Source organism: Macrococcus brunensis, assembly GCF_004359615.1.
In the GTDB taxonomy this organism is placed as follows: Bacteria; Bacillota; Bacilli; order Staphylococcales; family Staphylococcaceae; genus Macrococcus; species Macrococcus brunensis.
In genome coordinates this window covers 1-13,030 of record NZ_SCWA01000006.1, presented here as the reverse complement: position 1 = coordinate 13,030, position 13,030 = coordinate 1, and the positions used below count along the sequence as shown (strand labels likewise).

Genomic DNA, 13,030 nt, shown 5'->3' with positions numbered 1-13,030 from the left:
ATGGTATTGGAAAATAGAGAGGTGACAAATGGAACCTGTATTTGAAGTCAAACACATAGATTATCGCTATCCAGATAAAAAAGCACTTCAGGATATCAATCTTAAAATATACCCGGGGGATTTTCTGGCAATAGTCGGGCCAAATGGTTCCGGCAAGTCTACACTACTTAAGCTGATACTAGGTATTCTTCAGCTGCAGTCAGGAGAAATTCTTGTTAACGGGGAACCTTTGAATCAGCAGAAGTCTGAACGAATTGGCTATGTCTCACAGAAAGCGAATTCGGGTAACACAGGTTTCCCTGCTTCTGTCCGAGAAGTGATTTTGAGTGGACTGATTCAGGAAAAAAAGTTGTTCCAGCGTTTTAAAAAGCAGGACCGGGAACGGGTCAATCAGATGATGGAACGTTTAAATATTGAACATCTGGCAGACAAAAATATTTCGCAGTTATCAGGGGGTCAGCAGCAGCGCGTCTTTATCGCTAGAGCGCTGATTTCAAATCCAAGTATATTGATATTAGATGAACCAACAGTTGGAATAGATGCAAAACATGTCGCAGATTTCTATCAGCTACTGTCTCGACTGAAGTCTGAAGGCATCACTATTCTGATGGTCACGCATGATATCGGTGTCGTTGCCGATACGGCGACCAATGTGGCCTGCTTAAATCAGCACCTGCATTTCCACGGTACTATTCAGCAGTTTAAATCGCTGGACGAAGTGGAAATTTCTAAAATATATGGTCATCCGGTTCAGTTTGTTGACCATAGTCACGAAAGGGAGTGTTGTTTATGATTGATGCACTCCTGAATTTCGATTTCATGCGCTATTCATTTCTCTGTGGCATGCTGATCGGTGTTCTTGCACCTTTAATCGGAACATTTATAGTGGTCAGAAGATTGTCGCTGATTGCGGATGCGCTCAGTCATGTCACGCTCGGCGGTATTTCGTTTGGTATGCTGGCCGCAAAATGGCTTGCGCCTGTCGCCATCAGTCCAATCTGGTTTGGCATCCTGTTTTCAGTGACAGGTGCACTGCTCATCGAAAGACTGAGGAGTGTCTATAAGCACTACCAGGAACTGTCGATTCCGATTATTATGTCGCTGGGTATCGGTCTCAGCGTTGTCTTTATTTCACTTGCTGATGGCTTTAACCAGGACTTGTTCGGCTACTTATTCGGCAGTATCAGTGCAGTGACACTAGCTGATCTGTTAACAATCGTAGCTATATTCATCATCGTCGTGTTGTTTATATTCTTACTCTATAAAGAGTTGTTTATGCTCTCGTTTGACGAGGAATATGCACAGATTATCGGCGTCCCTAAATATCTGCATGTTCTTTTCATGCTGATGGTCGCACTAGTTATTTCGGCATCGATGCGTATCGTCGGCATTCTGCTGGTCAGCAGTCTGATCACATTGCCGGTTGCAAGCGCGATGAGATTTGCGAGAGGGTACAAGGAACTGATGTTATGGAGTGTTATCTTCGGAGAAGGATCAGTGATTTTAGGTTTGATCTTTGCTTTTTATCTTAATATTTCACCAGGAGGCGTCATTGTTTTACTGCTTATCGTCATCCTGCTTTGTGCCATACTTTATCAGAAAAAACGAGAACAAGGAGGAATGCTGGATGAAAACTGAAGAAGCGATCAATATTTTAAAAGAAAATGGTTACAAATACACAGATAAAAGACGTGATATGATCACTATTTTTGCGGATGCAGATAAATACATTACAGCAAAGCAGGTGCAGCTTGAAATGCATCAGACGTATCCAGGTATTTCATTCGATACTGTTTACCGTAACCTTCATCTATTCGCAGAACTCGGTATAGTAGAAGCGACAGAGTGGAATAATGAAAAACAGTTTAGACTTTCCTGTACGAAACATCATCATCATCATTTCATATGTGAATCATGCGGCCAGACAAAAGTCATTGACTACTGCCCGATCAATACGTTTAAATCAGAGCTGCCGGGTGTCGAGATTAAACGTCACAAAATTGAAGTATATGGTTTATGTGAAAAATGTCATTAAAAAAGGAAGCTATCCTCTGATAGCTTCCTTTTTTATAATGTGCTGAGAATTTTTTTAGCTTCATTCCAGGTAAAAACGCGGTGGACATTCTCCGGAAGTGCGCTTTGATTGTAAGGGGTATCGAATAAAATAACAGGAATGTCTAGTTCACGATTGATATCGATGGCATTATCCAACTTGTCCTCAAAAAAGACATCGACATGGTGCTGTCTAGCAGCTTCAATCTTATCGTGACTGCCTGTCAGCTCGATATGATGAAAAGGAACGTCGTGTTTTTCAAACCAGTCAGTTGTCACTCGGTCCAGATAATCATAGCGAGCACTGATGTAATAAAGCTCATACTGCTCTGACCATTCCTTCAGAACAGGGATTGCACCTTCTGCGACAGGGGAGTGTGTATAGATCTCTTCCTGATTGGCCATAAACCAGTCGTACATCTCTTCGTCAGACTTATTCAGAACGACGCCTAAATCATAAGCCGTAATATCTTCATATTTGATGTCTGATCCGAATGAACGCTGCAAGTAAGGAACTAAAGCGGTCGGACAGGTCACTGTCCCGTCTATATCAATACCGAGTCGTTTAATTTTTTGCAAGTTCTTCTTCCTGTTTCTTAAAATATTCTTCAGCAAGTTTATCGATTTCTTTCTTCAGTTCTTCCACCATCGTTTCTTCTGGTACTTTACGTACGGTTTTCCCTTTCATAAAGAGAAGACCTTCTCCACGTGCACCGGCAATACCGATATCTGCCTCACGTGCTTCACCAGGACCATTTACAGCACAACCCAGAACAGCTACTTTCAGCGGTGCTTTGATAGTTGAAATATAATCCTCTACTTCATTTGCGATAGAAATCAGATCGATTTCGATACGGCCACAAGTCGGGCATGAGATCAATGTTGCTGCATTGCTGGCAAGACCAAATGATTTAAGTAGTTCTCTTGCTACTTTCACTTCTTCAACAGGATCTGCTGATAATGACACGCGAAGCGTATTACCAATACCGAGACTCATGATAGCACCAAGACCCGCTGCAGATTTTACAGTGCCGGCGAATAGTGTACCACTTTCTGTGATACCGAGGTGAAGGGGATAATCAAAAGCTTGAGCAGCTTTCGTATAGGCTTCAATTGCGAGACTGACATCACTTGCTTTCATTGAGACGATAATGTCATGGAAATCAAGGTCTTCCAGAATTTTAATATGATGCAGCGCACTCTCAACCATACCGTCTGCTGTTGGATAGCCATATTTCTTCAGGATGTGCTTTTCAAGAGAGCCGGCATTAACCCCGATACGGATTGGAATTCCTTTTGCTTTACAGGCTTTAACGACTTCTTCCACTTTTTCACGGCGACCGATATTCCCTGGATTAATACGGATTTTATCAGCTCCGCCTTCAATCGCAAGAAGAGCAAGCTTATAATCAAAGTGAATATCAACAACTAACGGAATATCAATTCTTTTTTTGATTTCAGCGATAGCGAGCGCATCTTCTTCTTTTGGGCAGGCGACACGTACAATCTGACAGCCTGCTTCTTCTAGACGCTTGATTTCAGCGACAGTTGCTTCAACATCATGTGTCTTAGTCGTCGTCATACTTTGGATAACCAGTTCGTTGGAGCCTCCAATAGTAAGATTACCTACTTTGACTGGACGGGTTTTGCTTCTATGTGTAATTTCAGACATAATGATGTCTCCTTTTAATTGGTTTGACGTGCTTTTTTAATCACGGGCAGGTGATAGATAGCTAGACACGTAAGTAAAATTATTATACACCATGATAGAGGATAGGTTAAAGTATTCGGTACTAGTATACCGGTATATTGTATAAGAACGGCTGGCGTTAACAGGAAAGTCGTTATTTTCAGCCAGTTCATATAGCGTGATTTTTTGCGTAAGACAAGGGCGGCTAAATGAGCGACAAGACTGATGGATGCCAATTTAATAAGGATGATAAAGAGCTGTATCAAGATAAGTGCAACCGTAATAAGACCGAAATAAAAATAAATAGATGAAGAAAATGTCGTCAGTGTTTCCAGCATAGATTCTCTATCTGTTATCGTACTAAAGTTATGGTAGGATATAGGGTCAATCCCTTTGATCATGATATGTTCTTTACTGAACGTAAATTGATCGCTTGAAAGGCCCGAGCTCTGCTCTGTAAAAGTGACAGTGCCGTTGTTTAAATGAATCACTGTATCCTGATGCTGAGGCAGACTAAGTTTTGCGTTTTTTATAGTGAAATCAGGTATGGCTTCTGACTTGTCTGCAATAAGCTGTGACAGTGAAGTCATCGACTGAAAAAACTGACTCGCTGCAGGTGCTGCAAGTAATGCACTGAGTATAAACAAGTGCAGAAAAATATATCTGAGCGGTGTAGTGCGATATAAAGCATATTTTTTTGGCTTAAATAGCCGTGTGAGTGCAAGCTGATACTTCAATAGAATCTCCTCCATCTGAAACTTACCATACAACGTGCAAATGTGCTATTGATTATTACAAGCAAAGTAGTTGAGCCGAAAATAAAAGCTTGCTATGATAAATATGTACTTAATACAGAGGAGGATGAATAATATGGCTTTTGAATTACCACAATTACCATATGCATATGATGCATTAGAACCACACATCGATAAAGAAACAATGGAGATTCATCATACGAAACATCACAACACATACGTAACAAATTTAAACGCAGCAGTAGAAGGTACAGAATATGCTGATCAATCAATCGAAGAATTAAACAAAAACATCGATTCATTACCAGCTGATCTGAAAACAGCTGTACAAAACAATGGTGGCGGACACTATAACCACTCATTATTCTGGCAACTGTTATCAGCTGAAGGTGGCGAACCTAAAGGTGAAGTTTTAGAAGCAATCAATGCTAAATTCGGTTCTTTCGAGAAATTCCAGGAAGAATTTGCGACAGCAGCAACGAAACGTTTCGGTTCTGGCTGGGCTTGGCTTGTTGTCAATAACGGTGAACTTGAAATCACTTCTACACCAAATCAGGACAACCCATTAAAAGAAGGTAAAACGCCTATCTTAGGTTTAGATGTATGGGAACATGCATACTACTTAAACTATCAGAACAAACGTCCTGACTACATCAAAGCATTCTGGAATGTAGTCAACTGGGATAAAGTTAACGAATTATATAACGCTGCAAAATAATAAATGAAGAGGCTTCGGCCTCTTTTTTTGTCTAAAGATAGAAATCGCGTCTTATTTGTTTTAATATTAAAAGATAAAGTGAGAAGCGGGGATTTATTTTGAGAAGATTGAAAAAGGAATCAAATGAGCTCAGACAGAAGCGGACAACACAGCGTCGTCTGAATGTGCTTTTTATTGCAGTGATGACACTCATGACACTGCTGATCCTCAGACTGGGATATTTACAGATAGTCAAAAGTGAGGATTATAAGAAAGCAGTAGCGAGTAATGAGAATATCGTTATCAATGAATCGGTACCAAGAGGACGTATTTATGACCGGAACGGTAAACTTTTAGTTGATAATACGGCGAAAAAATCTATCACCTATACACGCGGCAGAATGACGACAACATATGAACTTCTAGATACAGCAAAGAAATTGTCTAAGATTATCAATATGCCGACTGATAAACTGACTGATATGGATAAAGAAACTTATTTTATTCAGACACATCCGGAAGTCGTTGAAAAATTAATGACTAAAGAATCAGAACAGTTTCAAAATGACATGATCACACAGCAGCAGTATGATGATATTTTATATAAAAAGATTGCACCGCGCGTAAAGCTCTCTAAGAAAGAACTTGAAATCGCAGCCATTTACCGGGAGATGTCTGCCGGTAGTCAGTTAACCCCTCAGACGATCAAAAATGAGCATGTAACTGAAAAGGAATATGCACTCGTTTCACAAAATCTTGCCAAGTTACCAGGCATTAATACAACGATGGACTGGGATCGTAAATATTTATATGGTAATACTCTGAAAACATTGTTTGGTAAAGTGACATCAAAAGAAGAAGGTCTGCCAAAAGATAACATCGATTATTATTTAGCGCGAGGCTATGCCCGAAATGATCGTGTGGGACAAAGTTATCTGGAATATGAATATGAAGATGTGCTTCGCGGTCAAAAGAAAAAAATGCGCTATGTGACTGATAAGTCGGGGCAGATCACAAGTTCAGAGATAATTGATCCGGGATCCAGAGGAAACGACTTAGTTCTCTCAATTGATATAGAGCTTCAGCAGAAAATTGAAAAAATGATTGATAAGCATATTGCTATTTTGCGCTCTGAAGGTGCTAAAACAATGGATAAAGTACTGGTAGTCGTACAGGATCCGAATAATGGGGATGTGCTTGCGCTAGCAGGACGGCAAATAGAGCTGAACGGCAGAATCTCAGATTATCATTATGGCACATTTACTTCTCAATATGCAGTAGGCTCTTCCGTAAAAGGGGCTACTTTGCTGACAGGTTATCATCAGAATGCCATTAAGCCAGGCGAAGAAATGGTGGATGAACCAATGTCTTTTGCAGGTGGAATGACGAAGCGTTCATACTTCAACCAGGATGGTAAGATAACAATCAATGATAAAGAAGCATTGATGCATTCATCAAACGTCTATATGTTTAAAACAGCACTTAAAATTGCTGGTATGAATTATTCACAAGGCATGTCGTTACCTAAAGATATCTCAGAAGCAGGACGTATTCTAAGAACAGGTATGAATCAATTTGGTCTGGGAGTAAAAACAGGCATTGATCTGCCGAATGAAGTAGTCGGTCAATCTGGTAAACTGACAGACAATGCCGGTAATTATCTGGATTTAGCGATCGGACAGTATGATACCTATACACCACTTCAGCTATCCCAATATATTTCGACGATTGCAAATGATGGCAGCCGGATTTCGCCACACGTCGTAAAAGAAATCCGAACACCTTCTAAAACAGAGACCCTTGGGCCTGTCAAAGAAGTGGTGAACGGTAAAGTACTCAATAAAATCAATAGTACACCTACTGAAATGAGACAGGTGAAATCTGGCTTTGATATGGTTTTCAACCAAATAGAAGGAACAGGGTATAATAGCTTTCACAATACAACTGTTAAATCAGCCGGTAAAACAGGAACTGCTGAGGTATTCCAGAACGGAGAACCTAGAGTAAATGCAACTTATATCGGCTATGCACCAGAAGACAAACCAGAAATCTCATTTTCAATCATCTATTCCAACCAGCCGGTGCCACCGCCATGGTTACCAGGCGGAGATTTGGGTAGAGATATAATAAATAGCTATTTCTCAACGAAAAAGTAAACAATTATAGTAAAGGTAATCCAGAATCATATTTGGGTTACCTTTTTTATTTACATAATCTTTACAATAGATTCATCTTTAATTAATAAAGCTATTGTAGAGTTAAGTTGTAATAAAAAAACAAAAAATATTTTCTGTCTACATTTGGGAGGAAACTTAGAAATGAAAAAAATGGCAATTAGTAGGTTCTACTACTGTATTAGGTACTGCATTATTCTTAGGAGCTTGTGGCGGCGCAGCTGAAAAGTCTGAAGACACTGGCAGCAAAGATGCTAAATCAACTGAGTCAACTGAATCAGCTGATACAGCAACTAAAGATCTTAAAGGCGAAGTAAAAGGTGACGGTTCTACAACAGTTGCTCCAATCGTTGAAAAAATTAATGAAGAATTTAATACACAATATCCAGATGTAACAGTTTCTGTTGGTACTTCAGGTACTGGTGGCGGATTCGAGAAATTCATCGCTGGCGAAACTGATTTCTCTAACGCTTCTCGTGATATCAAAGACGAAGAGAAAAAAGCATTAAAAGACAAAAAAATCGATTACACTGAGTTCAAAATCGCTAACGACGGTTTAACAGTAGCAGTTAACAAAGACAACGATTTCGTTGACTACTTAACTTTTGACGAACTGAAAAAAATCTATTCGGGTGAAGCTAAAACTTGGAAAGATGTTCGTGCAGATTTCCCAGCTGAAGAAATCAAAGCATTCTCTCCAGACCAATCACACGGTACTTATGACTTCTTCAGTGAAGAAGTATTAGACAAAGCTGATATCAAAGCTGAGAAAAACGCTGACACAAACGTTATCGTATCTTCAGTTAAAGATAACAAAAATGGTATCGGATTCTTTGGTTACAACTTCTACCAAGAAAACAAAGACAGCTTAAAAGCTGTTAAAATTCAAGGTAAAGATGAAAAAGAACCAGTTGAAGCAACTGAAGAAACAGTTAAAGACGGTTCATACGCTCTTAGCCGTCCATTATTCATCTATGCTAAAAACGAATCACTTAAAAACAACGAAGCATTCAAAGAATTCATGAAGTTCACTCTTGAAAAAGCGGGTCAAGCATCTACTGATTCAGGTTACGTAGCACTTGAAGACAAAGACTACGAAGCAGACCTTAAAAAATTAGACGAAGTAAAATAATTTTAACAAAAAATTTTTTAGGGGCGAACCTCGTTCGCTCCTTTTTTTAAAATTAAGGAGTAAAAAACTATGAGAGAAAAACTTTCAGTTCAACAGATGATTGAACAGAATAAGGGAAAGGGATCAAAAGCATTCATTGAAAAAATGGTTCCGTTTATTCTGTTACTGATCGCATCTGTTTCAGTTTTAACAACAATCGGTATATTGGTTACTCTGCTTACTGAAACTATCACATTCTTCTCCCGAATTCCTCTAATGGAATTCTTGACAGAAAAAGACTGGAATGCTTTCAGTAGTGATCCGAAATATGGAATCTGGGCATTGATTTTAGGGACGCTTAAAGTTACTTTTATCGCTACTCTTTTTGCAGTACCGGTCGGACTTGGCGCTGCACTTTACTTAAGTGAGTATGCTAGTGATACAGCAAGAAGAATCATCAAACCAATTCTTGAGATTTTAGCGGGTATTCCTACAATCGTATATGGTTTCTTTGCATTAACATTCGTTACACCTATTCTACGTTCTATCTGGCCTGACTTAGGCAGTTTCAACTCAATCAGTCCTGGACTTGTCATCGGTGTTATGATTATCCCGATGATCGCTAGTTTAAGTGAGGATGCGATGAGTGCTGTACCACAGGCAATTCGTGAAGGTGCGCTTGGTTTAGGTTCAACTAAACTGGAAGTCGCGCTTAAAGTAGTATTCCCAGCAGCATTATCAGGTATCCTGGCTTCAATCGTATTATCTATTTCACGTGCAATTGGTGAGACGATGATTGTTTCGCTGGCAGCAGGTAGCTCACCTGACTCGTCATGGAGCTTAACAGGATCTATTCAGACAATGACAGGGTTCATTGTGCAGGTTGCAACAGGTGATGCAACATTCGGAACAGATATCTACTATAGTATTTATGCAGTCGGTTTTACTTTATTCTTATTTACTCTTGTGATGAACTTTATTTCTCAATGGGTAACGAACCGATTCAGAGAGGAGTATTAAGATGCAATTAATAGATCAGCAGAAAGTAGATGGCAAACTCTCTGGAAGACTTACTAAAAATAATATCGTTAAGTTTATCTTTCTAATATGTACATTAATTGGTTTAGTTGTACTCGCCATTCTGTTATTTGATATACTGCGTAAGGGAGCAGGATATTTAACGCCTGCATTTTTCCAGAACTTCTCTTCTTCTACACCAGCTAAAGCGGGTATTAAAGGTGCCTTAATCGGGACTTTATGGTTAATGATGACGATTGCGCCCATCTCAGTTATTTTAGGTGTTGGGACAGCTATCTATATGGAGGAATATTCAAAAGATAACTGGTTTACTCGTTTTATCCGCATCAATATTTCAAACCTTGCCGGTGTTCCATCAGTTGTCTTTGGTTTATTAGGATTAACTTTATTCGTACGTGGCGCAGGTATTGAAAGCTTATCATTAGGTAAATCAGTATTAGCAGCTGCTTTAACGATGTCATTAATGATTCTGCCTGTTATTATCGTATCAAGTCAGGAAGCTATCAGAGCAGTACCCGGAGCGATTCGTGAAGCAAGTCTTGGTTTAGGCGGAACAAAATGGCAGACTATCACTAATGTTGTCCTTCCTGCATCTATTCCGGGTATCCTGACAGGAACGATTCTTGCGCTATCTCGTGCACTAGGCGAAACAGCACCCCTTGTAGTAATCGGTATCCCAACTATTTTCCTTAAGACACCTGACGGTATAATGGACCGTTTCCAGGCTTTGCCGATGCAGATATATACTTGGGCTAAATTACCTAAAGCAGAATTCCAGAACTTATCTTCTGCAGGCATTATTGTTTTATTAATTATCTTAATCGCGATGAACTCAATCGCTATCTATATTCGTAATAAATATCAGAAAAAATACTAATCCTTTGAGAGGAGCGTTAATATGACGCCAGAAACATTGAAGACTAATGAAAAAATCGTCGTCACTGCACCAGCTGCTTCAACAGCAGTTACTACATATGATCAGTCAGGCAATCAACCTGCACAAAAGAATATCGTTTATCAAACGAACAATTTAGATTTATGGTACGGAGATCATCATGCCCTTCAGAATATTAACCTGGATATTATGGAAAATGAAGTAACAGCTATTATCGGGCCGTCAGGTTGCGGTAAATCAACTTACATTAAGACGCTTAATCGTATGATTGAACTGATTCCTAGTGTTAAAACTTCAGGTGAAATTCTTTACCGTGGTGACAATATCTTTGATAAGAACTATAAAGTAGAAAAGCTGAGAACACGTGTAGGGATGGTCTTTCAAAAACCTAACCCATTCCCAAAATCGATTTATGATAACATTACTTATGGACCGAGAATTCATGGTATTACAGATAAAAAGATTCTTGATGAAATCGTTGAGAAATCATTGCGTGGCGCAGCGATCTGGGATGAAACCAAAGATCGTCTGACTCAGAATGCTTACGGTTTATCAGGGGGACAGCAACAACGTATCTGTATCGCACGTTGTTTAGCGATTGAACCAGATGTAATCCTGATGGATGAGCCTACTTCAGCTCTTGACCCAATCTCAACGCTCAAGGTTGAAGAACTGGTTCAAGAAATCAAACATCAGTATTCAATCATCATTGTTACGCATAATATGCAGCAAGCGGCTCGTATTTCTGATAAAACTGCCTTCTTCTTAAATGGTTATGTCAATGAGTTTGATACAACGGATAAAATCTTCTCAAACCCTGCTGATGAACAGACAGAACGATATATTTCTGGGAGATTTGGTTGATATGCGCGAGTTATACGAAGAAGCTCTGAATCATTTGACAGAAACAGTGCATATGCTTGCAAAGGAAGCTTATCATTCTATCAGTAATTCAATGGATGTTTTAGGTAATGATAACCTTGAAGCTGCAAGAATGATTATCGCACATGATCAGGAAATCAATGCGATTGAGCACGATGTCAATGATCAGGTGATAAGCTTGATTACAAAACAGCAACCTATTGCCACTGATTTAAGAGTAATTATGGCGAGTATAAAAATTGCTTCTGAATTAGAGCGGATTGCAGACAATGCCAGTAGTATCGCTAAAATCAGAACACGTGTTAAGTTTGAAGATGAATACATTCTTGCGCGTTTGAAAACGATGGGTAAACTGAGCATGCTGATGCTGGTTGACCTTGAAAATGCCTATAGAAGTAAAGATGTCAGTTTAACAAAAGAAATCATTGAGAGGGATTCAGATATTAATGATCTTTATAAAGAAATTGTGAATACCACCTACTTAATTGACAATGATCCATTTGTGGCAGGTCAAGCTCAATTAGCCGGTCGTCATCTTGAACGTATAGGAGATCATATTACTAACATAGCCGAAAATGTTTATTACTTCATTACTGGTGAACAATTCGATCAATACGAAAAATAACACTGGAAAATTGAATTAATAGGTGTTATTATAAAAAGGTCGTATGTAACAAAGAGTAAGGAGGGAATAATATGCGCGTTAATGTAACTTTAGCATGTACAGAATGTGGTGAAAGAAACTACATCACTAAGAAAAATAAACGAAATAACCCAGAGCGTATCGAAATGAACAAATTCTGTTCACGTGATAACAAAAAAACTTTACACAGAGAAACAAAATAAGAGCAGACACTTTTGTGTCTGTTCAGACTGTAGACAAACTCATTTTCAAAATGGGTTTGTCTTTTCTTTTTCTTCGAAAAATAATAAATAATGATTTATCGGTGTATTTATAGCGGGTTCCTTCATGGTCAGGCACCAAGAAGTTCGCCATTTTCTTTAAATTCATACAGGCAAAAATAAGCGTGGTCTCCATCGTGACTTTTTTGATTCCTCTGAATCGAGTCCAACGGAGTCCAAGCTGTTCTTTCGCGTCTGCGAACCTTCTTTCTATCGTCTGACTTCTGAGACGATATTTATCTTTTATCGTATCAACAAAACGAGGTCTTCGACAATATCAAGTTCATCCTGCCAGATATGTCTTGTTACCATTTTTGTTTGGGTCTGACTCTTTGTACATACACTAAGCAACGGACAGTTTTTGCACACGCTGGAATCAGACATATATAATCGGTAGCCGTCACTATCAGTCCTTTTATATTCCAACAGCTGGTTATTTGGACATAGATATGCATCATAAGCTTCATCATATATAAACTCGGTTTTATTTATTAAGTCCTTCGGACCTAAAGGACGTTTGTATGGCATGGCTGGAAAATAAATCTTTCCAGCAGGTATTTAGCGTTATGCGGAGTCTTATATCCAGCATCAACTGCTAGATATCTGGGTAATATATCTTTTACTTCTGAATCGTCTACACTTAGTTGGACAATTTCTATGTGAATAGATATTGTTAATCTAAGAAAGTAGGCGATTTATTTATGTTACGTGAAAGAAGAAGTTTCAGTCCAGAATTCAAATTACAGATGGTCAAACTTTATGAGAATGGTAAACCTAGAAATGAAATTGTACGTGAGTATGACCTGACGCCTTCGGCATTAGGGAAATGGATC

General features: G+C 39.0%; 16 protein-coding genes and 1 pseudogene. 12 read left to right on the top strand and 5 right to left on the bottom strand.

The window, feature by feature from the left end; all coding sequences use genetic code 11:
* Positions 1-28: 28 nt before the first annotated feature.
* The 3 genes from ERX27_RS04305 to ERX27_RS04295 are packed head-to-tail and all read left to right on the top strand — an operon-like array spanning position 29 to position 2,035.
* The gene (locus ERX27_RS04305) at positions 29-793 is read left to right on the top strand and encodes a metal ABC transporter ATP-binding protein (protein ID WP_133431606.1); all 765 of its coding nucleotides are present in this window, start codon (positions 29-31) and stop codon (positions 791-793) included.
* The gene (locus ERX27_RS04300; RefSeq protein WP_133431605.1) at positions 790-1,638 is read left to right on the top strand and encodes a metal ABC transporter permease; all 849 of its coding nucleotides are present in this window, start codon (positions 790-792) and stop codon (positions 1,636-1,638) included. Before ERX27_RS04305 ends, ERX27_RS04300 begins: the two co-directional genes overlap by 4 nt.
* Positions 1,628-2,035 (top strand): Fur family transcriptional regulator, encoded by a 408-nt coding sequence (locus ERX27_RS04295; protein ID WP_133431604.1) that lies wholly within the window; start codon positions 1,628-1,630, stop codon positions 2,033-2,035. The genes ERX27_RS04300 and ERX27_RS04295 overlap by 11 nt, the downstream gene beginning before the upstream one ends.
* Positions 2,036-2,067: 32 nt before the next feature.
* Here the strand turns inward: ERX27_RS04295 and ERX27_RS04290 are convergent, their stop codons facing one another.
* Genes ERX27_RS04290 through ERX27_RS04280 form a run of 3 tightly spaced genes read right to left on the bottom strand, consistent with a single transcriptional unit; the run spans position 2,068 to position 4,479 of the window.
* Positions 2,068-2,631, bottom strand: coding sequence for an LNS2 domain-containing protein (locus ERX27_RS04290; RefSeq protein WP_133431603.1), 564 nt, complete (start codon positions 2,629-2,631; stop codon positions 2,068-2,070).
* Positions 2,618-3,715 carry a flavodoxin-dependent (E)-4-hydroxy-3-methylbut-2-enyl-diphosphate synthase gene (gene ispG, locus ERX27_RS04285; protein WP_208001754.1) on the bottom strand — a complete coding sequence of 366 codons (1,098 nt, stop codon included), beginning with the start codon at positions 3,713-3,715 and terminating at the stop codon, positions 2,618-2,620. The genes ERX27_RS04290 and ispG overlap by 14 nt, the downstream gene beginning before the upstream one ends.
* Positions 3,716-3,738: 23 nt before the next feature.
* Positions 3,739-4,479 (bottom strand): DUF1189 family protein, encoded by a 741-nt coding sequence (locus ERX27_RS04280; RefSeq protein ID WP_165983084.1) that lies wholly within the window; start codon positions 4,477-4,479, stop codon positions 3,739-3,741.
* A gap of 133 nt (positions 4,480-4,612) precedes the next feature.
* Here ERX27_RS04280 and ERX27_RS04275 point away from each other — a divergent pair, with 133 nt between their 5' ends.
* The 8 genes and pseudogenes from ERX27_RS04275 to rpmG all read left to right on the top strand — a co-directional run bounded on the left by ERX27_RS04275 (position 4,613) and on the right by rpmG (position 12,140).
* Positions 4,613-5,215, top strand: a complete 603-nt coding sequence (locus tag ERX27_RS04275; protein WP_133431600.1) for a superoxide dismutase — start codon at positions 4,613-4,615, stop codon at positions 5,213-5,215.
* Between the two features lie 95 nt (positions 5,216-5,310).
* Positions 5,311-7,350 (top strand): peptidoglycan D,D-transpeptidase FtsI family protein, encoded by a 2,040-nt coding sequence (locus tag ERX27_RS04270; protein ID WP_133431599.1) that lies wholly within the window; start codon positions 5,311-5,313, stop codon positions 7,348-7,350.
* 166 nt (positions 7,351-7,516) lie between these two features.
* Positions 7,517-8,500, top strand: a pseudogene (locus ERX27_RS04265) (phosphate ABC transporter substrate-binding protein PstS family protein); the annotation flags it as partial.
* 69 nt (positions 8,501-8,569) lie between these two features.
* Positions 8,570-9,499: a phosphate ABC transporter permease subunit PstC gene (pstC, locus tag ERX27_RS04260; protein WP_133431598.1), complete on the top strand. Its 930-nt coding sequence runs from the start codon at positions 8,570-8,572 to the stop codon at positions 9,497-9,499.
* A 1-nt stretch (position 9,500) separates the two neighbouring features.
* Positions 9,501-10,394: a phosphate ABC transporter permease PstA gene (pstA, locus tag ERX27_RS04255; protein WP_133431597.1), complete on the top strand. Its 894-nt coding sequence runs from the start codon at positions 9,501-9,503 to the stop codon at positions 10,392-10,394.
* Positions 10,395-10,415: 21 nt separating this feature from the next.
* Complete coding sequence (gene pstB / locus ERX27_RS04250) at positions 10,416-11,276, top strand: phosphate ABC transporter ATP-binding protein PstB (protein ID WP_279434100.1); 861 nt, start codon at positions 10,416-10,418, stop codon at positions 11,274-11,276.
* Positions 11,269-11,919 (top strand): phosphate signaling complex protein PhoU, encoded by a 651-nt coding sequence (gene phoU / locus ERX27_RS04245; RefSeq protein WP_165983083.1) that lies wholly within the window; start codon positions 11,269-11,271, stop codon positions 11,917-11,919. Before pstB ends, phoU begins: the two co-directional genes overlap by 8 nt.
* Before the next feature lie 71 nt (positions 11,920-11,990).
* Positions 11,991-12,140 carry a 50S ribosomal protein L33 gene (gene rpmG / locus ERX27_RS04240; protein ID WP_133428994.1) on the top strand — a complete coding sequence of 50 codons (150 nt, stop codon included), beginning with the start codon at positions 11,991-11,993 and terminating at the stop codon, positions 12,138-12,140.
* A gap of 22 nt (positions 12,141-12,162) precedes the next feature.
* Here the strand turns inward: rpmG and ERX27_RS11635 are convergent, their stop codons facing one another.
* Entirely contained in the window at positions 12,163-12,411 is a 249-nt protein-coding gene (locus tag ERX27_RS11635; protein WP_424960611.1) for a transposase, read from the bottom strand.
* Between the two features lie 29 nt (positions 12,412-12,440).
* A complete protein-coding gene (locus ERX27_RS11685) occupies positions 12,441-12,725 on the bottom strand; it encodes a transposase (RefSeq protein WP_133431595.1) in 285 nt (94 codons plus the stop codon).
* 173 nt (positions 12,726-12,898) lie between these two features.
* Here ERX27_RS11685 and ERX27_RS04225 point away from each other — a divergent pair.
* Positions 12,899-13,030 (top strand): transposase (locus ERX27_RS04225; protein WP_165983082.1); only part of this gene is annotated, 132 nt, incomplete at its 3' end.